Source organism: Citrobacter sp. wls710, assembly GCF_005281115.1.
Lineage (GTDB): Bacteria > Pseudomonadota > Gammaproteobacteria > Enterobacterales > Enterobacteriaceae > Citrobacter > Citrobacter werkmanii.
This window is the reverse complement of the sequence record NZ_SZXD01000011.1, coordinates 33,601-57,197: the sequence shown is the minus strand read 5'-3', so window position 1 is coordinate 57,197 and position 23,597 is coordinate 33,601. Positions and strand designations below refer to the sequence as shown.

General features: G+C 52.8%; 26 protein-coding genes. 20 read left to right on the top strand and 6 right to left on the bottom strand.

Annotated features, from left to right (window positions below; all coding sequences use genetic code 11):
• Window positions 1-42 precede the first annotated feature (42 nt).
• Window positions 43-708 carry a 7-cyano-7-deazaguanine/7-aminomethyl-7-deazaguanine transporter gene (locus tag FDX14_RS04530; RefSeq protein WP_061380975.1) on the bottom strand — a complete coding sequence of 222 codons (666 nt, stop codon included), beginning with the start codon at window positions 706-708 and terminating at the stop codon, window positions 43-45.
• Between the two features lie 168 nt (window positions 709-876).
• Here FDX14_RS04530 and tusA point away from each other — a divergent pair, with 168 nt between their 5' ends.
• Window positions 877-1,122, top strand: a complete 246-nt coding sequence (gene tusA / locus FDX14_RS04525; protein WP_003827551.1) for a sulfurtransferase TusA — start codon at window positions 877-879, stop codon at window positions 1,120-1,122.
• A 43-nt stretch (window positions 1,123-1,165) separates the two neighbouring features.
• Here tusA and zntA read toward each other — a convergent pair whose 3' ends face one another.
• Window positions 1,166-3,364: a Zn(II)/Cd(II)/Pb(II) translocating P-type ATPase ZntA gene (gene zntA / locus FDX14_RS04520; protein ID WP_137349078.1), complete on the bottom strand. Its 2,199-nt coding sequence runs from the start codon at window positions 3,362-3,364 to the stop codon at window positions 1,166-1,168.
• A gap of 75 nt (window positions 3,365-3,439) precedes the next feature.
• Window positions 3,440-4,066 (bottom strand): lysoplasmalogenase, encoded by a 627-nt coding sequence (locus FDX14_RS04515; RefSeq protein WP_038635015.1) that lies wholly within the window; start codon window positions 4,064-4,066, stop codon window positions 3,440-3,442.
• A 141-nt stretch (window positions 4,067-4,207) separates the two neighbouring features.
• Here FDX14_RS04515 and FDX14_RS04510 point away from each other — a divergent pair, with 141 nt between their 5' ends.
• From FDX14_RS04510 to FDX14_RS04495, 4 genes are all read left to right on the top strand, one after another.
• The gene (locus tag FDX14_RS04510) at window positions 4,208-4,567 is read left to right on the top strand and encodes a DUF2500 domain-containing protein (RefSeq protein ID WP_042311827.1); all 360 of its coding nucleotides are present in this window, start codon (window positions 4,208-4,210) and stop codon (window positions 4,565-4,567) included.
• A gap of 239 nt (window positions 4,568-4,806) precedes the next feature.
• On the top strand, window positions 4,807-5,286 hold the full coding sequence (locus FDX14_RS04505) for an Hcp family type VI secretion system effector (RefSeq protein ID WP_137349077.1): 480 nt from the start codon (window positions 4,807-4,809) through the stop codon (window positions 5,284-5,286).
• A gap of 9 nt (window positions 5,287-5,295) precedes the next feature.
• Window positions 5,296-6,174 (top strand): hypothetical protein, encoded by an 879-nt coding sequence (locus tag FDX14_RS04500; protein WP_042311832.1) that lies wholly within the window; start codon window positions 5,296-5,298, stop codon window positions 6,172-6,174.
• A 1-nt stretch (window position 6,175) separates the two neighbouring features.
• Window positions 6,176-6,685, top strand: a complete 510-nt coding sequence (locus FDX14_RS04495) for a DUF1240 domain-containing protein (RefSeq protein ID WP_042311834.1) — start codon at window positions 6,176-6,178, stop codon at window positions 6,683-6,685.
• 51 nt (window positions 6,686-6,736) lie between these two features.
• On the opposite strand, the gene FDX14_RS04490 is transcribed toward FDX14_RS04495, so the two are convergent.
• Together FDX14_RS04490 and rsmD are read right to left on the bottom strand one after the other, a co-directional pair.
• Complete coding sequence (locus FDX14_RS04490) at window positions 6,737-7,012, bottom strand: DUF1145 family protein (RefSeq protein WP_042311836.1); 276 nt, start codon at window positions 7,010-7,012, stop codon at window positions 6,737-6,739.
• Window positions 7,002-7,598 carry a 16S rRNA (guanine(966)-N(2))-methyltransferase gene (gene rsmD / locus FDX14_RS04485; RefSeq protein ID WP_042311838.1) on the bottom strand — a complete coding sequence of 199 codons (597 nt, stop codon included), beginning with the start codon at window positions 7,596-7,598 and terminating at the stop codon, window positions 7,002-7,004. Before rsmD ends, FDX14_RS04490 begins: the two co-directional genes overlap by 11 nt.
• 151 nt (window positions 7,599-7,749) lie before the next feature.
• Here rsmD and ftsY point away from each other — a divergent pair, with 151 nt between their 5' ends.
• The 5 genes from ftsY to livJ all read left to right on the top strand — a co-directional run bounded on the left by ftsY (window position 7,750) and on the right by livJ (window position 13,543).
• The gene (ftsY, locus tag FDX14_RS04480; RefSeq protein WP_137349076.1) at window positions 7,750-9,273 is read left to right on the top strand and encodes a signal recognition particle-docking protein FtsY; all 1,524 of its coding nucleotides are present in this window, start codon (window positions 7,750-7,752) and stop codon (window positions 9,271-9,273) included.
• 2 nt (window positions 9,274-9,275) lie between these two features.
• Window positions 9,276-9,944, top strand: a complete 669-nt coding sequence (gene ftsE, locus FDX14_RS04475; protein WP_006687468.1) for a cell division ATP-binding protein FtsE — start codon at window positions 9,276-9,278, stop codon at window positions 9,942-9,944.
• Window positions 9,937-10,995, top strand: coding sequence for a permease-like cell division protein FtsX (gene ftsX, locus FDX14_RS04470; RefSeq protein ID WP_042311999.1), 1,059 nt, complete (start codon window positions 9,937-9,939; stop codon window positions 10,993-10,995). The genes ftsE and ftsX overlap by 8 nt, the downstream gene beginning before the upstream one ends.
• Window positions 10,996-11,264: 269 nt before the next feature.
• A complete protein-coding gene (gene rpoH / locus FDX14_RS04465; RefSeq protein WP_038634997.1) occupies window positions 11,265-12,119 on the top strand; it encodes an RNA polymerase sigma factor RpoH in 855 nt (284 codons plus the stop codon).
• Between the two features lie 320 nt (window positions 12,120-12,439).
• Window positions 12,440-13,543 (top strand): branched chain amino acid ABC transporter substrate-binding protein LivJ, encoded by a 1,104-nt coding sequence (livJ, locus tag FDX14_RS04460; protein WP_170973569.1) that lies wholly within the window; start codon window positions 12,440-12,442, stop codon window positions 13,541-13,543.
• 66 nt (window positions 13,544-13,609) lie between these two features.
• On the opposite strand, the gene panM is transcribed toward livJ, so the two are convergent.
• Window positions 13,610-13,993 (bottom strand): aspartate 1-decarboxylase autocleavage activator PanM, encoded by a 384-nt coding sequence (gene panM, locus FDX14_RS04455; RefSeq protein WP_038634992.1) that lies wholly within the window; start codon window positions 13,991-13,993, stop codon window positions 13,610-13,612.
• A gap of 423 nt (window positions 13,994-14,416) precedes the next feature.
• Here panM and livK point away from each other — a divergent pair, with 423 nt between their 5' ends.
• From livK to ugpE, 10 genes are all read left to right on the top strand, one after another.
• On the top strand, window positions 14,417-15,526 hold the full coding sequence (livK, locus tag FDX14_RS04450) for a high-affinity branched-chain amino acid ABC transporter substrate-binding protein LivK (protein ID WP_038634989.1): 1,110 nt from the start codon (window positions 14,417-14,419) through the stop codon (window positions 15,524-15,526).
• Between the two features lie 61 nt (window positions 15,527-15,587).
• Entirely contained in the window at window positions 15,588-16,514 is a 927-nt protein-coding gene (gene livH, locus FDX14_RS04445; RefSeq protein ID WP_003827575.1) for a high-affinity branched-chain amino acid ABC transporter permease LivH, read from the top strand.
• A complete protein-coding gene (gene livM, locus FDX14_RS04440) occupies window positions 16,511-17,788 on the top strand; it encodes a branched chain amino acid ABC transporter permease LivM (RefSeq protein WP_042311843.1) in 1,278 nt (425 codons plus the stop codon). Before livH ends, livM begins: the two co-directional genes overlap by 4 nt.
• Window positions 17,785-18,552: a high-affinity branched-chain amino acid ABC transporter ATP-binding protein LivG gene (gene livG / locus FDX14_RS04435; protein ID WP_003827578.1), complete on the top strand. Its 768-nt coding sequence runs from the start codon at window positions 17,785-17,787 to the stop codon at window positions 18,550-18,552. The genes livM and livG overlap by 4 nt, the downstream gene beginning before the upstream one ends.
• Window positions 18,553-18,569: 17 nt before the next feature.
• Window positions 18,570-19,283, top strand: a complete 714-nt coding sequence (gene livF, locus FDX14_RS04430; RefSeq protein WP_087856271.1) for a high-affinity branched-chain amino acid ABC transporter ATP-binding protein LivF — start codon at window positions 18,570-18,572, stop codon at window positions 19,281-19,283.
• Between the two features lie 98 nt (window positions 19,284-19,381).
• On the top strand, window positions 19,382-19,663 hold the full coding sequence (locus FDX14_RS04425) for a hypothetical protein (protein ID WP_042311846.1): 282 nt from the start codon (window positions 19,382-19,384) through the stop codon (window positions 19,661-19,663).
• Between the two features lie 140 nt (window positions 19,664-19,803).
• On the top strand, window positions 19,804-20,211 hold the full coding sequence (locus FDX14_RS04420) for a hypothetical protein (protein ID WP_042311848.1): 408 nt from the start codon (window positions 19,804-19,806) through the stop codon (window positions 20,209-20,211).
• Between the two features lie 237 nt (window positions 20,212-20,448).
• Window positions 20,449-21,765, top strand: a complete 1,317-nt coding sequence (ugpB, locus tag FDX14_RS04415; protein WP_016154831.1) for a sn-glycerol-3-phosphate ABC transporter substrate-binding protein UgpB — start codon at window positions 20,449-20,451, stop codon at window positions 21,763-21,765.
• Window positions 21,766-21,866: 101 nt separating this feature from the next.
• Window positions 21,867-22,754 (top strand): sn-glycerol-3-phosphate ABC transporter permease UgpA, encoded by an 888-nt coding sequence (ugpA, locus tag FDX14_RS04410; protein WP_038634974.1) that lies wholly within the window; start codon window positions 21,867-21,869, stop codon window positions 22,752-22,754.
• Entirely contained in the window at window positions 22,751-23,596 is an 846-nt protein-coding gene (gene ugpE, locus FDX14_RS04405; protein ID WP_046274512.1) for a sn-glycerol-3-phosphate ABC transporter permease UgpE, read from the top strand. The genes ugpA and ugpE overlap by 4 nt, the downstream gene beginning before the upstream one ends.
• Window position 23,597: the final 1 nt, after the last annotated feature.

Here is a 23,597-nt window from a genome sequence, read left to right as displayed (position 1 = left end):
CGGCTCATTCGACCATCTTATCACAACTCGGAAAATGAACCTTTAACTCGTCTGCAATGCAGATAATTCAGATTTATCTGCCAGCCTTTTCAGTAACATATTCAGCAGTACGCCGTACATCGGCAGGAAGAAAATAATGCTGATCAGTACCTTGAAGCAGTAGTCGACCAGCGCGATTTCCATCCAGTGCTCGGCCATAAAGGCATCCGGGCTACGCCAGAAAGCGATAAAGAAAAAGGCCAACGTATCGCTGATGTTGCCAAACAGCGTGGAAGCCGTCGGCGCCAGCCACCAGCGGCGGTTCTGACGCAGGCGGTTAAAGACATGCACATCCAGAATTTGTCCCAGCGCGTAAGCCATAAAGCTGGCTGCAGCGATACGGGCGACAAACAGGTTAAAGTGCAGCAGCGCGCTGAACCCCTGCCACGACCCCATATAGAACAGTGATGACACAACATAGGAGATCAGCAGCGCGGGGATCATCACCGCAAAGATGATACGTCGTGCCAACGGCGCGCCAAAAATACGCACGGTCAGGTCGGTCGCGAGGAAAATAAACGGAAAGCTAAAAGCGCCCCATGTGGTATGGAAACCAAAAATGGAGATCGGGAGCTGCACCAGATAGTTGCTGGAGGTGATCACCAGCAGATGAAATAGCGATAGCCAAAACAACGCTTTTACGCGCTGAGATTGTGTAAACGGAGTCATATTGTGACCTTTTTGTTGGATGGGGTGAGGGAACCCAATAAAAAACCGTCGCATGATACTGCTTTAAGAGCACATTGCAATGGTTGTTTTTCACGCAATCGTTAACCTGATTGGCTTACGCCACAACAGAGCGTAAAATAACGCCGTTTTTGCATGAATGAGACTACGATGAGCGATCTGTTTACCTCTCCCGACCATACGCTTGATGCCCAGGGACTACGCTGCCCGGAACCTGTAATGATGGTGCGTAAAACTGTGCGCGGTATGCAGGCGGGTGAAACGTTGCTGATTGTCGCCGACGATCCGGCGACAACCCGCGATATTCCCGGCTTCTGTACCTTTATGGAGCATGAACTGGTGGCCAAAGAGACCGACTCTCTGCCGTACCGCTATTTAGTGCGCAAAGGGCAGTAATCTTGTTATGCCGGATGGCGCTAACGCTTATCCGGCCTACAGGTTACCCTTTACGCAACAACCGCAGCGCGTTCGCGGTCACCAGCACCGTCGCCCCCGTATCAGCCAGCACCGCCAGCCACAGTCCGGTTATCCCGAGCAGCGTGGTGACGAGGAAAATCCCCTTCAAACCCAGCGCAATCGCAATGTTCTGGCGAATATTAGCGTGGGTGGCGCGCGCCAGTTGAATCATTTGCACCAGGCCACGCAGACGGTTGTGGGTCAGGGCGGCATCGGCGGTTTCCAGCGCGACGTCGGTCCCGCTACCCATGGCAATGCCGATGGTCGCCGCTTTCATTGCCGGAGCGTCGTTGATACCGTCGCCGACCATCGCCAGCGGCGACTGTTGGTTGAGATGGGTAACGGCCCGCACCTTATCTTCCGGCATTAATCCTGCTTTGAATTCCAGACCCAGCTCCCCGGCAATGGCTGCTGCCGCGCGTGGGTTATCGCCGGTCAGGATTACCCCTTTCACGCCGATCTGAGTGAGCTCGCTGATGGCCGTGCGGGCGTCATCGCGCAGCGTGTCCTGTAGAGCCAGTACGCCGAGAACGGTATCGTTACGCAGCACCAGCACCACCGTCTGGCCCGCGCTTTCCAGCTCGCTAATCTGTCCGGCAAAGGCATCGGCAGGCTGTTTGCCCGCAGCGCAAATCAGTACGCGCTCGCCGTTGACCAGCGCTTCAATTCCGGAGCCAACCAGCGCCCGTTGTTCTTTCGCTACAGGAATTGTCAGCTCACGCGTTTGCGCTTCCCGAACAATCGCCTGCGCCAGTGGGTGTGTTGCACCTTGCTCTACCGCCGCTGCCAGCGCCAGCAGTTCAGCCTCATCAATACCGCTTGCCGAATGAATCGCCGTCACGCGCGGTTTACCGATGGTCAGGGTGCCGGTTTTATCAAACGCCACCTGCGTGACTCTACCCAACTGTTCCAGTGCCGCACCGCCTTTAATGAGTGCTCCACGACGCGCCGCGGCGGCAAGACCAGAGGTAATCGCTGCGGGGGTTGAGATAACCAGCGCACACGGGCAGCCAATCAGCAACAGCGTCAGTCCTTTATAAATCCACTCCTGCCACGAGGCGGCAAACAGCAGCGGCGGGACGAGGGTAACCAGCAGCGCAACCGCCATAATAGCGGGGGTATAAATTCGGCTGAAACGGTCAATAAAGCGCTCAATGGGGGCGCGGCGTTCTTCCGCTTCTTCAATCAGCTTCAGAATGCGATCGATAGCGCTGGCGCCCGGCTCGGAAAGCACTTCCAGCGTAACCAGACGATCTACGCTGGTGGCGCCCGCCGGGACTTTCTCGCCGGTGGCGCGTTCAACCGGGATCGATTCGCCGGTCAGGGCGCTTTCATCAAAGCTGGCAAAGCCGGAGACCAACTTACCGTCGGCAGGTAAACGCCCACCGGCGGCAACTTCGATAATATCGCCAGGCTGGAGGGTATTGATAGCGACCTCTTCGCGCTCGCCGTTACGCAGGCGCGTGGCGGTTTCCGGCTTGAGTGCCATCAGTGCGCTGACCCCTTTACGGGCGCGGCTGGCGGCCCACCCTTCCAGACGCTCACCAATTAAAAACAGCAGTAGCACCATGGCGGCTTCCGCCGTCGCGCCGATAAACAGCGCGCCAATCGCGGCCACGCTCATCAACGTTTCAATGGCGAAGTAGCTGCCGGTTTTCATCAGACGTAGCGCCTGACGGGCAATGGGATACAGGCCCACCAGCGTGGTGGCGATAAACGCTATCTGACCGAAAGGATGATTGAACTGCTCAAGCCCCCAGCTAATCGCCATCATGATTATCAGCGAAATCAACGGCAGGTTCTCTCTAAAGCGTGATTCGGGGGCGGCTTCCGGTGCTTGTTCATCGCGCAGGGTATAACCTGCTTTTTGTACCGCGCTTTCAACTTGCTGACGGATATCGGAACCCGCATCGACGACCAGTTTTTCGGTGGCGAACAGCACCTGGACCTGGTTGACGCCGCTCACCTGGCGGACCGCATTTTCCACTTTCCGGGCGCAGGCGGCACAGTCCATTCCTGCCACTTTCCAGGAATAACGGGTGCCAATTACCCTTTCGGATACGGGTGATGGGGTTGAGCAACTTCCTTCACAGCAGCAGTCGTCCGCTTTTTGTGGGGCAGGTGCTGGCTTGAAAGAAGAGAATTGTGGGGCTTTTTTGCCAGGGGCATCGGGCGTCGACATGGCATCCTCCGGTTAATAATCATTTCGTATTAACCGAAGGATACACTCTGGAGTCGACTCCAGAGTCAAGCGATATTACAGATACAACGAACGAACAATCAGGAAATGTCCGGCGAAGTAGCAGGCGGCGGCAATGGCGTTATCGGCGCGGAAGCGGCGGCGATAATGGCTACCCAGCCAGACAAAATTGCCGATGAACAATAATGAGGCGCCGAGGAATGCCGACAGCGCGGGGCCAGTGGGGCGGAAGAACCACAGTTCGCCCGCCATCCAGACCATCATCAGCGTGATGCCGATAAAAGTACAGATGGCTAAACGCAGCTCTTCCAGTCTCGTCCAGATGATAGCGATCAGCAGTGCTCCCAACACCACCAATACCAATGGCAAAGGCCAGAAGAACGACAGCGTCATTTGGCTGGCGAAATAGATGGTATACAGCAGGTGTGAGAGGAAAAATGCCCCCACGGCGTAGAGCAGACGTTGGCGCGGCAACAGCGTCAGCGCATCGCCCAGCAGTGAGGCAAGCAGCCCTGCCAGCACCAGATAGCTGATGGCGTTAAACATTGGCGCCTGCCAGGCCAGCAGCGCCAGCAGGAGTAAAGTTAGGGGTTTAAAGACCCAGCGTTGCCAGGCGGGCCCACGATAGGAAGCATCCACGAACAACCATGCGGAAAGGCAGACAGCGATAAACGACCAAAGCATCTTAGTTCCTTGAATTCGTTATTTTTTCGTAAGCGGGGTGCTTACGGCTCTATTGTTCAGTGTAGAGGTCGACACTGCCAGATGACAACACCATAACAGGCAATGTATGCTTATTTCCGCATTTTCTGATGGGTTAATACTATGAGCAAGCCGCCACTTTTTTTCATTGTTATCATTGTCTTAATTGTTGTAGCTGCGTCGTTTCGCTTTGTCCAGCAGCGGCGTGAAAAAGCGGATAACGATGCAGCACCGCTGGTGCAAAAGCAGGTGGTAGTGAGTAATAAGCGGGAAAAACCACTTAACGATCGGCGATCACGTCAACAGGAAGTGAGCCCGGCAGGAACCAGCATGCGCTATGAAGCCAGCTTTAAGCCGCAAAGCGGTGGTCTGGAGTTGACGTTTCGCCTGGATGCCCAGCAGTACCATGCGCTAACTGTCGGAGACAAAGGCACGCTGAGTTATAAAGGTTCGCGTTTTGAGGATTTTAAGCCTGGGCAATAACGCCGAGCGGCACTGTGTTTATCTTGCCAGTGCCGATAATGAATTCAACTGAAATATATAACATCGTTAAAATATAGTTATTATTTATTCTTCTGTACAAATATCGTTGGTATTATATTTTTTTGTGTGTCTAAAATATCGATGGTATCACTATTCTGCTATCAGATTTTCACTACCCTATTATTTCAATGTTATCGCATACATATAAACATGTAATTTAAAATGGCTAAGGGATTTATATGGCGAATACAATGTGGTTGACCTTGAATGGGCAGGCGCAGGGATTGATTTCTGCTGGATGCGCATCGGTAAATTCGATTGAAAATAAATCACAAACTGCCCATCGCGATCAGATAATGGTAATGGCAGTTAATCATGGCATGAGCCGAGTACAAAATGTGAATCATCAATGTTTGACGTTTATAAAGCCAGTAGATAAATCCTCGCCATTATTAGGGAAAGCCATAACTGACAATGAAACATTAAACTGTGAATTTAGCTTCTATCGCACGAGTCCGGCGGGTTTAAATGAGTGTTATTACGCGATAAAACTTATTAATGCCAGAATATCCAGCATCCATTTACAGGTGCCTCATACCATTGATGACAGTGCGGGGCAGCCAGAGGAAATCATTGAGCTTTCGTATGAGTCAATTACCTGGGAGCACATTATGGCGGGAACCAGCGCATACAGCCTTTGGGATGAGCGAATTTATTAAGGGATAAGGATGGAAAGGTATTATGACTGGATAGGAAATCATCGTGAAGATATTCTTAGAGGAAATAACTGGCAACGTAATCAGCGCGTTGAGAACGAAATCAGAAAGCTGAAAAATAATCTGAATAGCAATACACAACACATTATACTGCTCACGCCTGAAGAGGCGCAGGGCGTGATTGAAGATTTGCTAAGTAGTAAATCCGTCAGTTTTTCGACGAATTATGCCGGTAATATCAAAGATACGGCTGATGCGACTAAAAAACTGTCGAAGCTTTTTTCTTATCAGCAGGCCGGAAAGATTGTCTTCACCTTAAAAGGCCTTGGGATTAAAGCCACGCAATATGCTTATCAGGGAAAGCTGTATGTGAAGATTACGGGCTACCCTTCTCTGCGGCGCATTCTTAACGGAACCCGTTACCGGATTAATCATCCTAAGGTACTTGAAGTGGGTATTGGCAGCGCCGGGTTTCGGGATGGCATTATGTCAGGCGCCAGGTTCTGCATCTGGTTCTCCGCATGCTGGCGGTTGATTGAGCTGGTGTTTAAATCCGAGCATGACGTCGCCGCACTACTGGGGAATGTGACGATGGATGTGGCGAAGGTGATTGTAAGTATTTTTGTCTCGCAATCAGTGGGTAGTGCTCTTGAGTTAGCTGTACCTCTATTGTTCTCTAGCGCCGCCGTTCCGGTTTGGGGAGAAATTGTCGGTGTCGTTGTATTAGGTTTTATTATTGCCCGGTCTCTGAATGAAGTGGACAAAAAATATGAGCTATCAGACAAACTGATAGCGTGTATTCGTGAGGGACTTAAAGAACGGCAAAGAATCGAAGAGTGGAACATCCAACGGCTGGGGTACAGAAGCTCCCTTTACGGCGGAAATTATTGACATGAAGCATAATATTAATCTGATGAATATTAAGAAGAGATGCAATTTATTTCTCTGTATATTCATTTTTGGGGGGGGGACTTGGGTGGAGTATATTGCCAGCGTACCGGATCTCACCGATCTCGTTGAATCCAGAAGCATCGTCTATTTTTTCTGGGGTTCATTTTGCATGTTTTTCATGATTCCGGTGACGGGCTGCTTTACTTTGGGCATTGCCTACCTGGCTTTTGCGAAAAGCATGAAGCCGCCAAAATTCTTCGACAGGACATTTACCATTGTTTTCCACGTCGCGGGGGTAGGATTTGTTATTGGTAATATCCTCTCTTTTATTGTCATTTTTTATCCGCTTGGAACTAACTATGTTTTATGCGAGCGTCCAGGCCCGACGTCTGGCACCTATTACACCCGGACCGAAGAGATTTGTGAGCAGGTGAAACACCTGCGGAAAACAAGAGCCAGTAAAGATATTCCAAAACTGAAAGATCAACTGGACGGTATATTACCACCGTGATGACGTTTTGCAGACCCGGCTCGCAACGCGCCGCCGGGCGAAAAACTACAGTTACTTCTTCAACTGGTCCTTAATCTTCTTCTGCCAGACCAGCAGCTCAAAGACGCCGAACAGGAAAATGCGGATTTTCTCCCCGCTGGTCATCTGCGGGCCATCTTTTGGCATGGTGCTTTTCAGTAGCGCCAATTGCATGCCGTGCATCAGCACCATAAATATCAGTGCGACGTTAACGAAGATGTTAAGCGGGCGTGGAAAGGGTTGAAAAATATTCAGTAGTAAAAAGGCCCAGACGCACAGCATCAGCAGGCGTCCCAGGTTAATCAGCATCGTGCTCTCCTTGTGCTTCACGTTGATACAGGCGGTAGGCGACCTGTCCTGCCACTTTTTCACGGTATAGTGACCAGTTTACCGGAACCGGCGGCAGGCCGTTTTCGACTTCGCTTTCAACGTAGATATACGCTTCATCTGCCAGCCAGCCATGGGTTTCCAGAAGGGTTAATGTTTCTTCCAGTAATCCTTTGCGAAACGGCGGGTCAACGAACACCACGTTATGCGGCGTACCGGGTTGGGCCAGAAACGCCAGCGTATTGGTGTTGACGACGCGGGCATGATTTGCCTTCAGCGTAGCAAGATTCTTTTGCAACTGCTGCGATACCGCGCGATCCATCTCCAGAAGCGTCGCATTTGCCGCATAGCGAGAGAGGGCTTCCAGCCCCAACGCGCCGCTGCCGGCGAAGCAGTCCAGGCAATGTGAATCGACCATTACCGGGGCCAACCAGTTAAATAAGGTTTCGCGTACGCGGTCGGTGGTCGGGCGCAGGCCGGGACTGTCCGGAACCGGGAGTTTACGGCCACGCCATTGCCCGCCAATAATGCGGATCTGGCCGCTACCAGAGTGATTCGGTTTTTTCATTTCAATTATTGTTCAATCCGCTGCTGACGTGTCATTCCAGGCGGTGATGTGAGTTAAGTTAAGTGATAGACTATTTCATCATTTTTTTAGCTGCTATGTACATAGCGTTGACGCTGTGCCATGAAGCAACAGCGGGGGAGTGTAGTCGCAAATGGCGAAAGAGAAAAAACGTGGCTTTTTTTCCTGGCTGGGCTTTGGTCAAAAAGAGCAGGCACCGGAAAACGAGACAGAACTAAAAAACGAAGAACAACAACCGGTTGCTGAAGAAACTACCGTCGTTGACGAACAGCCGCGTGCCGAGGAAACCCGTAGCGAGGCACAAACACAAGCCTTTGCTGCTGAAGTTGTTGAAGTCACTGAACAGGTTGCGGAAATCGAAAAACTGCAGCCGGAAGAAGAGCCTGTTGCTGAGCAACTGCAGCCGGAAGTTGAAGCGGTTGCTGAATCCACTGTTGAACCTGCAGTGGAAACCCCTGCGGCGGCGGTTATCGAACACGAAGAATTGCCGCTGCCGGAAGAGGTGAAAACCGCAGATGTTTCTGCCGAAGAGTGGCAGGCTGAAGCAGAAACTGTAGAAATCGTCGAGGCGGTTGAAGAAGAAGCCGAAAACGAACCGCAACTGACCGATGAAGAGCTGGAAGCGCAGGCCCTGGCCGCTGAGGCGGCGGAAGAAGCCGTCATGGTGGTGCCGGTTGAAGAACCTGCCGTTGAAGAACCGGTAGAAGAGGCGGTCCAGGAGCAGGAAAAACCAACTAAAGAAGGTTTCTTTGCGCGTCTGAAACGCAGTCTGCTGAAAACAAAAGAAAACCTCGGTTCCGGATTTATCAGTCTGTTCCGCGGTAAAAAGATCGACGATGATCTGTTTGAAGAGCTGGAAGAGCAACTGCTGATAGCGGATGTGGGCGTAGAAACGACCCGTAAGATTATTGCGAATCTGACGGAAGGCGCCAGCCGTAAGCAGCTCAAAGATGCAGAAGCGCTGTATGGTCTGCTGAAAGATGAAATGGGCGAGATTCTGGCGAAGGTTGATGAGCCGCTGAACGTTGAGGGTAAAACGCCATTTGTTATCTTAATGGTTGGCGTCAACGGCGTGGGTAAAACAACTACCATTGGTAAGCTGGCGCGTCAGTTTGAGCAGCAGGGTAAAACGGTGATGCTGGCGGCGGGCGATACCTTCCGTGCGGCAGCGGTAGAGCAGTTGCAGGTCTGGGGTCAGCGTAACAATATCCCGGTGATTGCGCAGCATACCGGCGCGGATTCCGCCTCCGTTATCTTTGATGCCATTCAGGCCGCGAAGGCACGTAACGTAGACGTGCTGATCGCTGATACCGCAGGGCGTTTGCAGAACAAATCGCACCTGATGGAAGAACTGAAAAAAATCGTTCGTGTCATGAAGAAGCTCGACGAAGAGGCGCCGCATGAAGTTATGCTGACTATCGACGCCAGTACCGGGCAGAATGCGATAAGCCAGGCCAAACTGTTCCATGAAGCGGTGGGCTTAACCGGTATCACCCTGACCAAGCTGGACGGTACGGCGAAGGGTGGGGTCATCTTCTCGGTTGCCGATCAGTTTGGCATCCCTATCCGTTATATTGGTGTGGGCGAACGTATCGAGGATTTACGTCCGTTTAAAGCGGACGATTTTATTGAGGCACTTTTTGCCCGAGAGGATTAACAATGATTCGCTTTGAACATGTCAGCAAGGCCTATCTCGGTGGGAGACAAGCGCTGCAGGGAGTGACCTTCCATATGCAGCCTGGCGAGATGGCGTTTCTGACCGGCCACTCTGGTGCGGGTAAAAGTACCCTGCTGAAGCTGATCTGTGGAATTGAACGGCCCAGCGCCGGAAAAATCTATTTCAGCGGGCATGACATCAGCCGTTTGAAAAACCGTGAAGTGCCGTTTCTGCGTCGTCAGATTGGCATGATTTTTCAGGATCACCACCTGTTGATGGACAGAACCGTGTTTGACAACGTGGCAATTCCGCTGATCATCGCGGGCGCCAGCGGGGACGATATTCGTCGTCGCGTGTCAGCGGCACTGGATAAGGTCGGGCTGTTGGACAAAGCGAAAAACTTCCCGATTCAGCTCTCTGGCGGTGAGCAACAGCGTGTGGGTATCGCCCGTGCGGTGGTGAATAAACCTGCGGTACTGCTGGCGGATGAACCGACGGGGAACCTGGATGACGCGCTGTCGGAAGGGATCCTTCGTCTGTTCGAAGAGTTTAACCGCGTCGGGGTCACGGTATTAATGGCCACGCACGATATTGGTCTGATCTCCCGTCGCTCCTACCGCCAGCTGGTCCTGAGTGATGGACACCTGCATGGAGGCCTGGCGCATGAATAGACGTGACGCTATCAATCAAATCAAGCAGTTCGGTGGCCGACTGGATCGTTTTCGTAAATCAGGCGGCGCGCCGGGTGATGGCGGTCGTAATGCGCCGAAGCGTGCGAAAGCCGCGCCAAAACCGAACTCACGTAAAACCAACGTTTTTAACGAGCAGGTGCGTTACGCGTTCCAGGGCGCGTTGCAGGACCTGAAAAGTAAGCCGCTGGCGACGTTCCTGACGGTGATGGTGATCGCCATCTCCCTGACGCTGCCAAGCGTGTGTTACATGGTTTATAAAAACGTAAACCAGGCGGCAAGCCAGTATTATCCCTCGCCACAAATCACCGTCTATCTGCAAAAAACGCTGGATGACGATGCCGCCGCGCGGGTGGTGGGTCAGTTGCAGGCCGAACAGGGCGTCGAGAAAGTAAATTATCTTTCCCGCGAAGATGCGTTGGGTGAATTCCGTAACTGGTCCGGTTTTGGCGGTGCGCTGGACATGCTGGAAGAGAACCCGCTTCCTGCCGTAGCGGTGGTGATCCCGAAACTGGACTTCCAGGGGACGGAGTCGCTGAACACCCTGCGCGACCGTATTGCACAAATCAACGGTATTGATGAAGTGCGGATGGACGACAGCTGGTTCGCTCGTCTGGCGGCGCTGACGGGACTCGTGGGGCGCGTATCCGCGATGATTGGCGTGCTGATGGTGGCGGCGGTCTTCCTCGTCATCGGTAACAGCGTGCGCCTGAGTATTTTTGCGCGTCGCGATACCATTAACGTGCAAAAGCTGATTGGCGCAACGGACGGATTTATCCTGCGTCCATTCCTTTACGGCGGCGCGCTGCTCGGTTTTTCCGGCGCATTTCTTTCACTGATTTTGTCAGAAATTTTGGTGATGCGTTTGTCGTCAGCGGTGACTGAAGTGGCGCAGGTTTTTGGAACAAAGTTTGATATCAATGGCTTATCATTCGACGAGTGCCTGTTATTGCTGCTGGTGTGCTCAATGATCGGCTGGGTGGCTGCCTGGCTTGCCACGGTTCAACATTTACGCCACTTTACCCCCGATTAAAAAATCTCTGGTATAATCTTTCCCTGCACTGAGTAGTTCGCTCTGCAGGGAAAGAGTCCCTGTTATCTCTTCCCGGCGTATTCATTGTGATGTCACATTTTGTGCGTAATTTATACACATTACGACATGGAACTTGTGGATAAAATCACTGTCTGATAAAAGATTGAATGATATTCTCGTTGCTCATAAGCTCTGGCATGGTTGTTGCTACTGGTTTTTGTTAATTAGTTTTTGCCAACGCGCCAGATGAAAAGATTGAGAGGATTTGAATGACCAAAGAAATGCAAAATTTAGCTTTAGCCCCTGTTGGTAACCTGGAATCTTACATCCGGGCTGCGAACGCGTGGCCGATGTTGTCGGCTGACGAGGAGCGGGCACTGGCTGAAAAGCTGCATTACCAGGGCGATCTGGAAGCAGCTAAAACGCTGATCCTGTCTCACCTGCGCTTTGTTGTTCATATTGCTCGTAACTACGCGGGCTATGGCCTGCCGCAGGCGGATCTGATTCAGGAAGGTAATATCGGCCTGATGAAAGCCGTGCGCCGTTTCAACCCGGAAGTGGGTGTGCGCCTGGTTTCTTTCGCTGTGCACTGGATCAAAGCAGAGATCCATGAATACGTTCTGCGTAACTGGCGTATCGTGAAAGTCGCGACCACTAAAGCACAGCGTAAGCTGTTCTTTAACCTGCGTAAAACCAAGCAGCGTCTGGGCTGGTTCAACCAGGACGAAGTTGAAATGGTGGCTCGTGAGTTGGGTGTTTCCAGCAAAGACGTGCGTGAAATGGAATCCCGTATGGCGGCGCAGGACATGACGTTTGACATGTCTTCAGACGACGAGTCTGACAGCCAGCCGATGGCGCCGGTTCTGTATCTGCAGGATAAATCCTCTAACTTTGCCGATGGCATTGAAGAAGATAACTGGGAAGATCAGGCCGCGAACAAACTGACTCACGCAATGGAAGGTCTGGACGAACGTAGCCAGGATATCATCCGCGCTCGTTGGCTGGACGAAGATAACAAGTCCACGTTGCAGGAACTGGCCGATCGCTACGGCGTTTCTGCTGAACGTGTTCGTCAGCTTGAAAAGAACGCCATGAAAAAACTGCGCGCGGCGATCGAAGCGTAATCTTCGCGCATTGCCAATGAACCCTCGAATGTGAATTCGGGGGTTTTGTTTTTTGTAGGCCGGATAAGGCGTGTACGCTGCCATCCGGCAACACCTTTGCCCGATGGCGCTTTGCTCATCGGGCCTACGACCTTTCCTCCCCTCCACAGACACGAATTTGTTATCTGGATGTAAATTTAGCTATTCCAAAATAATAAAAATCGGGTATGTTTTAGCAGAGTATGCTGCTAAAGCACGGGTGGCTATCCAATAATCGAAATAAAGTGCTGAACAACAACATCACAACACACGTAATAACCACAATAATGGGGATTGTCAGGATGAATATGAAGGGTAAAGCGTTATTGGCAGGATGTATCGCCCTGTCTTTGAGCAATATGGCGTTTGCTAAGGATATTAAAGTGGCCGTTGTCGGCGCAATGTCCGGTCCGGTAGCGCAGTATGGCGATCAGGAGTTTACTGGCGCAGAGCAGGCGATTGCGGATATCAACGCCAAGGGCGGGGTGAAAGGTGACAAACTGGTCGTGGTGAAATATGACGATGCCTGTGACCCGAAACAAGCGGTAGCGGTCGCGAACAAAGTGGTCAACGACGGGATTAAATACGTTATCGGCCATCTGTGCTCATCGTCTACCCAGCCCGCGTCAGATATCTATGAAGATGAAGGCATTCTGATGATCACCCCGGCAGCGACGGCGCCGGAGCTGACCGCGCGTGGTTATAAGCTGGTGATGCGTACCACCGGCCTGGATTCCGATCAGGGGCCAACTGCCGCCAAATACATTCTGGAAAAAGTGAAGCCGCAACGCATTGCCATCATTCACGATAAGCAGCAGTACGGTGAAGGTCTGGCGCGTGCGGTGCAGGACGGCCTGAAGAAAGGCAACGCCAACGTGGTGTTCTTTGACGGGATTACCGCCGGTGAAAAAGACTTCTCGACGCTGGTAGCGCGCCTGAAGAAAGAGAATATCGATTTCGTTTACTACGGTGGTTATCACCCGGAAATGGGGCAGATCCTGCGTCAGTCTCGTGCCGCAGGTCTGAAAACCCAGTTTATGGGTCCGGAAGGGGTAGCGAACGTGTCGCTGTCTAACATTGCGGGTGAGTCTGCGGAAGGCTTACTGGTAACCAAGCCGAAGAACTACGACCAGGTGCCTGCAAACAAACCGATTGTGGATGCTATCAAGGCCAAGAAACAGGATCCAAGTGGCGCATTCGTGTGGACCACTTACGCCGCGCTGCAATCCTTGCAGGCCGGTCTGAACCAGTCTGACGATCCGGCTGAAATTGTCAAGTACCTGAAAGCAAACTCAGTAGAAACCGTAATGGGGCCGCTGTCCTGGGACGAGAAGGGCGATCTGAAAGGCTTCGAATTCGGCGTGTTTGACTGGCATGCTAATGGTACGGCGACCGACGCCAAGTAATTGAGTGCCGGGTGGCGGCTTCGCCTTACCCGGCCTACATACCTGGAAAATTGCGAGGTGGTTTTTTTATCTTTTCTCCCAGCCATCCGCCTGGGCTGTAAAGCCTAACGCCTGCATAAACGCGGCCATCACGCTGCGGTCTTCAACGCCTACATCTGCCATCCACCATGAACTCACACTTGGGTTTTCACGGATCACCTCTTCGATCAAATACTGCCCGACGCCGCGACGACGGGTGATTTCACGTACGCGCAACGAATCCAGAGCACCTTGTGTGCCGCTCAGGGTGACACGTACAGCGCCTAACAGACGCTCGTTAAAACGCGCGGCGTAGATCCGGTGCGTTTCATCTACGCTTAACGATGAGGCGGAATATTCCGGCCAGATTTTGCCCAGATCAATCAGATCCTGGGCGCTAAAGTTGTTTAAACGAACGATGGTCAGCTTCATTAGCAGCATGTCCAAATCACAAAAGATGGAAGCAGTGTACCGAAATAATTCACCCGGATGCTTTCTCTTTTTTATGCGATTAACCAGGTTAATCGTTTTGCGACGACGGTAATGACAGTTTGAAACATTAGAGATTGAAAAACAGGCAGGATAATACCCTGGGATGCAGCATTTTATTCCGCTCTTTGTACCGTTATTTTATGCTGACAAACGTGCTTTTTTTTGTTTATCTATAGTGAAAAGCAGAATATTATCTTTTCTTAATCGACTGAAATATAGAGATTTTAGCCTGATTTTGCTTAAAAAACTGTGCTAAACCATTAATGAGATTGGTAAAAATAGTGCAGTTCAAAAAAAGCACAGTCTGCTTTTTAACCACATAAATACAAAATATTAATTACGTCACGAATGGGGATTCAGGTAATGAAACGGAATGCGAAAACAATCATCGCAGGGGTGATAGCACTGGCAATGTCGCATGCTGTCATGGCAGAAGATATTAAGGTTGCTGTTGTCGGGGCGATGTCGGGTCCGGTCGCACAGTGGGGTGATATGGAATTTAATGGCGCACGTCAGGCCATTAAAGATATCAATGCCAAAGGTGGGATCAAAGGCGACAAGCTGGTCGCCGTGGAATATGACGATGCTTGCGATCCAAAACAGGCTGTTGCCGTAGCAAACAAAATCGTCAACGACGGTATTCAGTATGTTATTGGCCACCTGTGCTCATCTTCGACTCAGCCAGCGTCAGACATCTATGAAGACGAAGGGATCCTGATGATTTCCCCGGGGGCAACCAACCCGGAACTGACTCAGCGCGGTTACGCACACATTATGCGTACTGCGGGTCTGGACTCCTCCCAAGGACCAACGGCCGCGAAATACATTCTGGAGAAGGTGAAGCCGCAGCGCATCGCCATCATCCATGATAAACAGCAATATGGTGAAGGTCTGGCGCGTTCGGTGCAGGACAGCCTGAAAGCGGGCAAAGCCAACATCGTCTTCTTTGATGGGATCACCGCCGGGGAAAAAGATTTCTCTGCGCTGATTGCCCGCCTGAAGAAAGAAAATATCGACTTCGTCTATTACGGCGGCTACTACCCGGAAATGGGGCAAATGCTGCGCCAGGCGCGCTCCGTTGGCCTGAAAACTCAGTTTATGGGGCCAGAGGGTGTGGGTAATGCCTCTCTGTCTAACATTGCTGGTGATGCCGCAGAAGGCATGCTGGTGACGATGCCAAAACGCTATGACCAGGATCCGGCGAATAAAGCGATTGTCGATGCGCTCAAAGCTGACAAGAAAGATCCAACCGGGCCGTACGTGTGGATCACTTATGCAGCCGTCCAGTCACTGGCGAGCGCAATGGATCGCAGCGGAAGCAAAGAGCCGCTGGATCTGGTGAAAGATCTGAAAGCACACGGGGCTGATACCGTGATTGGGCCGCTGAAATGGGACGAAAAAGGCGATTTGAAGGGATTTGAGTTTGGTGTCTTCCAGTGGCACGCCGACGGATCATCGACCGTCGCGAAGTAATACCTGAAGACGAGTTATCCCACCGCCCGTGCAAAACGGGCGGGTTAAGAAAGGTTACCTTATGTCCGAGCAGTTCCTCTATTTCTTGCAGCAGATGTTTAACGGCGTCACGCTGGGAAGCACCTACGCGCTGATCGCCATCGGTTATACGATGGTGTACGGCATTATTGGCATGATTAACTTCGCCCATGGCGAGGTGTATATGATCGGCAGCTATGTCTCCTTTATGATCATCGCTGCGCTAATGATGATGGGGATTGATTCCAGTTGGCTACTGGTCGCGGCGGGCTTCGTCGGCGCGATTGTGATTGCCAGCGCCTACGGCTGGAGTATTGAACGGGTGGCGTATCGGCCCGTGCGCAGCTCCAAGCGTTTGATCGCGCTAATTTCCGCTATCGGGATGTCCATCTTCCTGCAAAACTACGTCAGCCTGACGGAAGGTTCGCGCGACGTGGCGCTGCCCAGCCTGTTTAACGGCCAGTGGACTGTCGGCAGTAGTGATAACTTCTCTGCATCTATCACCACTATGCAGCTGGTTATCTGGATTGTAACCTTCCTCGCGATGCTGGCGCTGACGCTGTTTATCCGCTATTCGCGTATGGGACGCGCTTGCCGCGCCTGTGCGGAAGATCTGAAAATGGCCAGCCTGCTCGGCATTAACACCGACCGCGTGATTGCGCTGACCTTTGTGATCGGTGCGGCAATGGCGGCGGTTGCGGGCGTGCTGCTCGGTCAGTTCTATGGCGTAATTAACCCCTACATCGGCTTTATGGCCGGGATGAAAGCCTTTACCGCGGCGGTACTGGGCGGCATTGGCAGCATCCCTGGCGCGATGATCGGCGGCCTGATTCTGGGCGTTGCCGAAGCGCTTTCTTCTGCTTATCTGAGTACCGAATACAAAGACGTGGTGTCGTTCGCGCTGCTGATTCTGGTACTGCTGGTGATGCCGACCGGTATTCTGGGTCGTCCGGAGGTAGAGAAAGTATGAAACCGATGCATTTTGCAATGGCGCTGCTCTCTGCCGCCATGTTCTTCATTCTGGCGGGCGTCTTTATGGGCGTTCAGTTAGAACTGGATGGCACCAAACTGGTGGTGGATACCGCTGCGGATATCCGCTGGCAGTGGGTGTTCATCGGCACTGGCGTGGTGTTCCTTTTCCAGCTGTTGCGTCCGGCCTTCCAGAAGGGCCTGAAGAGTGTCTCCGGGCCGAAGTTTATTCTGCCGGCGATTGATGGCTCCACCGTTAAACAGAAGCTGTTCCTGGTGGCGCTGCTGGTGATTGCCGTGGTGTGGCCGTTTATGGTGTCGCGCGGAACGGTGGATATCGCCACGCTGACGATGATTTATATCATCCTCGGCCTCGGCTTAAACGTGGTGGTGGGGCTTTCCGGCCTGCTGGTGCTGGGCTACGGCGGCTTCTATGCCATCGGCGCTTACACCTTCGCACTGCTGAACCATTATTACGGCCTCGGCTTCTGGACCTGTCTGCCGCTGGCAGGGCTGGTTTCCGCTGCTGCGGGCTTCCTGCTGGGCTTCCCGGTACTGCGCCTGCGCGGTGATTATCTGGCGATTGTGACCTTAGGCTTCGGCGAAATCGTCCGTATCCTGCTGCTCAACAACACCGAAATCACCGGCGGCCCGAACGGTATTAGCCAGATCCCGAAACCCACCTTTTTCGGGCTTGAGTTCAGCCGCAGCGCGCGTGAAGGCGGCTGGGATACCTTCAGCAACTTCTTTAACGTGAAGTATGACCCGTCCGATCGCGTGATTTTCCTCTATCTGGTGGCGCTGCTGCTGGTGGTGTTCTCGCTGTTTGTCATCAACCGTCTGCTGCGCATGCCGCTGGGACGTGCGTGGGAAGCGCTGCGTGAAGATGAAATCGCCTGCCGTTCGCTGGGCTTAAATCCTACACGCATCAAGCTGACCGCCTTTACCATCAGCGCCGCGTTCGCGGGTTTTGCCGGCACGCTGTTTGCCGCGCGGCAGGGTTTTGTCAGCCCGGAATCGTTCACCTTTGCCGAGTCGGCCTTTGTGCTGGCGATTGTGGTACTGGGTGGGATGGGTTCGCAGTTTGCGGTCATCCTCGCAGCTATCCTGCTGGTCGTGTCACGCGAACTGATGCGTGATTTCAATGAATACAGCATGTTAATGCTGGGTGGTTTGATGGTACTGATGATGATCTGGCGTCCGCAGGGCTTGTTGCCGATGACCCGTCCGCAGTTGAAGCTGAAAAACGGGGAAGCAAAAGGAGAGCAGGCATGAGTCAGCCATTATTATCCGTTAACGGCCTGATGATGCGCTTCGGCGGTCTGCTGGCGGTGAACAACGTTGAGCTGGAACTGAGGCCGCAGGAAATCGTCTCGTTAATCGGGCCAAACGGCGCGGGTAAAACCACGGTCTTTAACTGCCTGACCGGTTTTTATAAACCGACGGGCGGGACGATTAAGCTGCGCGACCAGCATCTGGAAGGGCTGCCGGGTCAGCAAATCGCGCGTATGGGCGTGGTGCGTACTTTCCAGCATGTACGCCTGTTTCGTGAAATGACGGTGATTGAAAACCTGCTGGTGGCGCAACATCAGCAATTGAAAACCGGCGTCTTTTCCGGCCTGTTAAAAACGCCGTCGTTCCGTCGCGCGCAGAGTGAAGCCCTGGATCGCGCCGCCACCTGGCTTGCGCGTATTGGTTTGCTGGAGCATGCCAACCGTCAGGCCAGTAACCTCGCCTACGGTGACCAGCGTCGTTTGGAGATCGCCCGCTGCATGGTGACACAGCCGGAAATCCTGATGCTCGACGAACCGGCCGCTGGCCTCAACCCGAAAGAGACTAAAGAGCTGGACGAGCTGATTGCCGAGCTGCGCAACCATCACAACACCACCATTCTGTTGATTGAGCACGATATGAAACTGGTGATGGGAATTTCCGACCGTATTTACGTGGTGAACCAGGGCACGCCGCTGGCGAACGGGACGCCGGAACAGATTCGTAATAACCCGGACGTGATCCGCGCCTATTTAGGTGAAGCATAATGGGGGCGAGGCATAATATGGATAAGGCGATGTTATCGTTCGATAAAGTCAGCGCCCACTACGGCAAAATTCAGGCGCTGCACGAGGTTAGCCTGTATATCAATCAGGGTGAAATCGTAACGCTTATCGGCGCCAACGGCGCGGGGAAAACCACCCTGCTCGGTACGTTATGCGGCGACCCACGCGCGACCAGCGGGCGAATTGTCTTTGATGGTAAAGACATTACCGACTGGCAGACAGCGAAAATCATGCGCGAAGCGGTGGCGATCGTTCCGGAAGGGCGTCGTGTGTTTTCGCGTATGACGGTGGAAGAGAACCTGGCGATGGGCGGCTTCTTTGCCGAGAAGGACCAGTTTCAGGAACGTATCAAGTGGGTGTATGACCTGTTCCCGCGCCTGCATGAGCGTCGCATTCAGCGTGCGGGCACCATGTCCGGCGGTGAACAACAGATGCTGGCGATTGGCCGCGCGCTGATGAGCCAGCCGCGCCTGTTGCTGCTGGATGAACCTTCTCTGGGGCTGGCGCCGATTATCATCCAGCAGATCTTTAACACCATTGAGCAGTTGCGCGAGCAGGGGATGACCATCTTCCTCGTCGAGCAGAACGCCAACCAGGCGCTGAAACTCGCCGACCGCGGCTACGTGCTGGAAAACGGTCATGTGGTACTGGAAGACACCGGCGATGCGCTACTGGCGAATGAAGCGGTGCGTAGCGCTTATCTGGGCGGTTAAGATTTCTCTTAAGAGTTAAGGGGCCTGATGGCCCCTTTTTATCGCGTTATGTTATTATTGAGAATGGTTATCAATAATAATATGAACATGGAGAAAGGATGATACGTTCAGGTACCTGCATGATGATTGGAACTCTGTTATTGGCGTTTGCATCTGGCGCTCAGGCATTGGAACCGCAAACGTTCGACCCGCGCGATCCGTCTATCTGGGAAGAGAAACCAACCAACCCGTTGGCACAGTCCAGCTCGCCCTGCGAAGTCTTCACCAGCTCGGTATGCCCTGGCTGGGAAGATGAGAAATCAGATATCCAGCGTGAACGTGAGCGGCGGGAACAGCAGCGTTTACAGAATGAATTTGAACGACGCTGGCGTCGGGATTAACGTTACCGGAGTGAATGGGCAGCGTGTCAGGTCACGTCGCTAGCTAAATCTGCAGGTATTGCGAGCCTTGTCCCAGCAAGCATAGGTTATTTGCTGCATAATCAACGGCTTGATGTATATCTCGAGTCAATGGTAATTGAATGAATGATTTACCGCGTCAAACTGACGTGCTGCCCATGCCCGCAATAGAAGGTGTCACGGTCTCTTTTAATGGACTGCACTATCTGCGCCCCGAGCTGCTTCTGGATTTCGTGAGTATCAGTAGCGCGCCGTTGCTTGCCGTTACGCCTGTTGCATTGCTGTACTCTTCTGTTGGTGTGCTGCAGCAGGTCGAGTTACGCAAGCTGCCGGTTGAAGTCGTTGGCCGTGTGGTTTATCCCATCACTTCGCTGAAGCTTCCTGCGTTACGAGGAAAGCTCATCATTAACGCCCAGTCGCGACGGCTCAAGTTTCTGGAAAGTCTGGTGGCGATATCGCCGGAAGATAATATCCACGGTATGCAGGTTCTGGGCCTGGCGCTGGAGTTTACGTTCGCACAACCTGAGTGATCTCATCTGTACGGCAAATCTTTTTATGGGCCGGGTAAGGCACCTCCCCGGCTTTGTTGTGCTCCACCCCGCATTTTCCTGTCACTCCGCTTTCACCGCCTTGCCATCTGTTTGTCGCCTTACTATCTTTTTTTTGTAATAAAAAAGTTATTTTTCTGTCATTCGAGCATGTCATGTTACCCCCGCGAGCATAAAACGCGTGATATCGCGCATCCGGCACAACAAGAGAGATAACCGATGATATCGTTACGACATACAGCTTTAGGACTGGCACTTAGCCTGGCATTTGCAGGTCAGGCGCTGGCAGTTACCACCATCCCGTTCTGGCACTCAATGGAAGGCGAACTGGGTAAAGAAGTTGATTCACTGGCGCAACGTTTTAATGCCGCCAACCCCGACTACAAAATTGTTCCACAGTACAAAGGTAACTACGAGCAGAGCCTGAGCGCAGGTATTGCCGCCTTCCGTACCGGAAACGCCCCTGCGCTGTTGCAGGTTTATGAAGTGGGTACGGCAACGATGATGGCCTCAAAAGCCATTAAACCGGTCTATGAAGTATTCAAAGAGGCTGGCATCAACTTCGATGAATCTCAGTTCGTGCCGACGGTTTCCGGTTATTACACTGACTCGAAAAGCGGACATCTGCTCTCCCAGCCGTTTAACAGCTCCACGCCGGTGCTGTATTACAACAAAGACGCCTTCAAAAAAGCCGGTTTAGACCCTGAGCAACCGCCAAAAACCTGGCAGGATCTGGCGGAATACACCGCGAAGCTGAAAGCCGCAGGTATGAAGTGTGGCTACGCCAGCGGTTGGCAGGGCTGGATTCAGATCGAAAACTTCAGCGCCTGGAACGGTCTGCCGGTCGCCACCAAAAACAACGGTTTTGACGGTACTGACGCGGTGCTGGAGTTCAATAAACCGGAGCAGGTGAAACACATTGCACTACTGGAAGAGCTGAATAAAAAAGGTGATTTCAGCTACTTCGGACGTAAAGATGAATCCACCGAGAAGTTCTACAATGGGGATTGCGCCATTACCACTGCTTCTTCTGGTTCTCTGGCCGACATCCGTCACTACGCCAAATTCAACTATGGCGTCGGCATGATGCCGTACGATGCCGACGTGAAGGGCGCGCCGCAGAATGCGATTATCGGTGGGGCCAGCCTGTGGGTGATGCAAGGCAAAGACAAAGCCACCTACGAAGGCGTAGCGCAGTTCCTTAACTTCCTCGCGAAACCAGAGATTGCTGCCGAATGGCACCAGAAAACCGGCTATCTGCCGATCACCACTGCCGCGTACGATCTGACTCGGGAGCAGGGCTTCTATGATAAGAACCCCGGGGCCGATATCGCCACCCGTCAGATGCTGAACAAACCGCCGTTACCGTTCACTAAAGGGCTGCGTCTGGGCAACATGCCGCAGATCCGTACCATCGTGGATGAAGAGCTGGAAAGCGTGTGGACCGGAAAGAAAACCCCACAGCAGGCGTTGGATGCCGCGGTTGAGCGTGGCAATCAGTTACTGCGCCGCTTTGAGCAATCGACCAAATCTTAATATGAAATGCCGGGTGGCGGCTTCGCCTTACCCGGCCTACAAAGTACGCGTAGGCCGGATAAGCGTAGCGCCATCCGGCACCTTCCAGGAAAAGAACCTTCATGTCCTCATCCCGTCCGGTGTTCCGCTCGCGCTGGCTTCCCTATTTACTGGTGGCCCCGCAGTTGGTTATCACCGTTATTTTCTTTATCTGGCCCGCCGGTGAAGCGCTGTGGTACTCGCTACAAAGCGTTGATCCTTTTGGCCTTTCCAGCCAGTTTGTCGGACTGGAAAACTTTGTCGCGCTGTTTCATGACCCGTACTACCTTGATTCGTTCTGGACGACGATAAAGTTCAGTACGTTGGTTACGGTAAGCGGCCTGCTGGTGTCGCTGTTTTTTGCTGCGCTGGTGAATTACGTGGTGCGCGGTAGCCGTTTTTACCAGACGTTAATGCTACTCCCCTACGCCGTTGCGCCTGCCGTCGCCGCCGTACTGTGGATCTTCCTGTTCAACCCGGGTCGCGGGCTGATTACCCATTTTCTCGGTGAGTTTGGCTATGACTGGAACCACGCGCAAAACAGCGGTCAGGCAATGTTTCTGGTGGTGTTCGCGTCGGTCTGGAAGCAGATTAGTTACAACTTCCTTTTCTTCTTTGCCGCACTGCAATCTATTCCCCGGTCGCTGATCGAAGCCGCCGCAATTGATGGCGCGGGGCCGATTCGCCGCTTCTTTAAACTGGCGCTACCGCTGATTGCGCCGGTCAGTTTCTTCCTGCTGGTGGTGAATCTGGTGTATGCCTTCTTTGATACCTTCCCAGTGATCGACGCTGCCACGGCAGGTGGGCCGGTACAGGCGACCACGACGTTGATTTATAAGATCTATCGTGAAGGCTTTGTCGGCCTGGATCTCTCTGCGTCAGCCGCGCAGTCGGTGGTGCTGATGTTCCTGGTCATTATTTTGACGGTGGTGCAGTTCCGCTATGTGGAAAGTAAGGTGCGTTACCAATGATTGAGAACCGTCGTGGGCTGACAATATTCAGCCATACCATGCTGATTATGGGGATCATGGTGATCCTGTTCCCGCTGTATGTCGCGTTTGTCGCGGCGACGCTGGACAACAAAGCGGTATTTGAAACGCCGATGACACTGGTTCCCGGCACGCAGTTGCTGGAAAACATGAAATATATCTGGGTCAACGGCGTAGGCGTCAACAGCGCGCCATTCTGGTTGATGATGCTCAACAGTTTCATCATGGCGTTCAGTATTACGGTGGGGAAAATCACCGTCTCTATGCTCTCTGCGTTCGCTATCGTCTGGTTTCGCTTTCCGCTGCGCAACCTGTTCTTCTGGATGATTTTTATCACCCTGATGCTGCCGGTTGAGGTGCGTATTTTCCCGACGGTGGAAGTGATCGCCAACCTGAAAATGCTCGACAGCTACGCGGGTCTGACGTTGCCGCTGATGGCATCGGCTACTGCGACCTTCCTGTTCCGTCAGTTTTTTATGACGCTACCGGATGAGCTGGTTGAAGCGGCGCGTATTGACGGCGCGTCACCGATGCGTTTTTTCCGCGATATCGTGCTACCGCTGTCAAAAACCAATCTGGCGGCGCTGTTCGTGATCACCTTTATCTACGGCTGGAACCAGTATTTGTGGCCGTTGTTAATTATTACCGATGTCAACTTGGGCACTGCGGTGGCGGGCATCAAAGGCATGATCGCCACCGGCGAAGGTACCACCCAATGGAATCAGGTGATGGCAGCCATGTTGCTGACGCTCATCCCTCCGGTAATCATCGTGTTAGCCATGCAGCGTGCCTTCGTGCGTGGTTTAGTGGACAGTGAGAAATAAA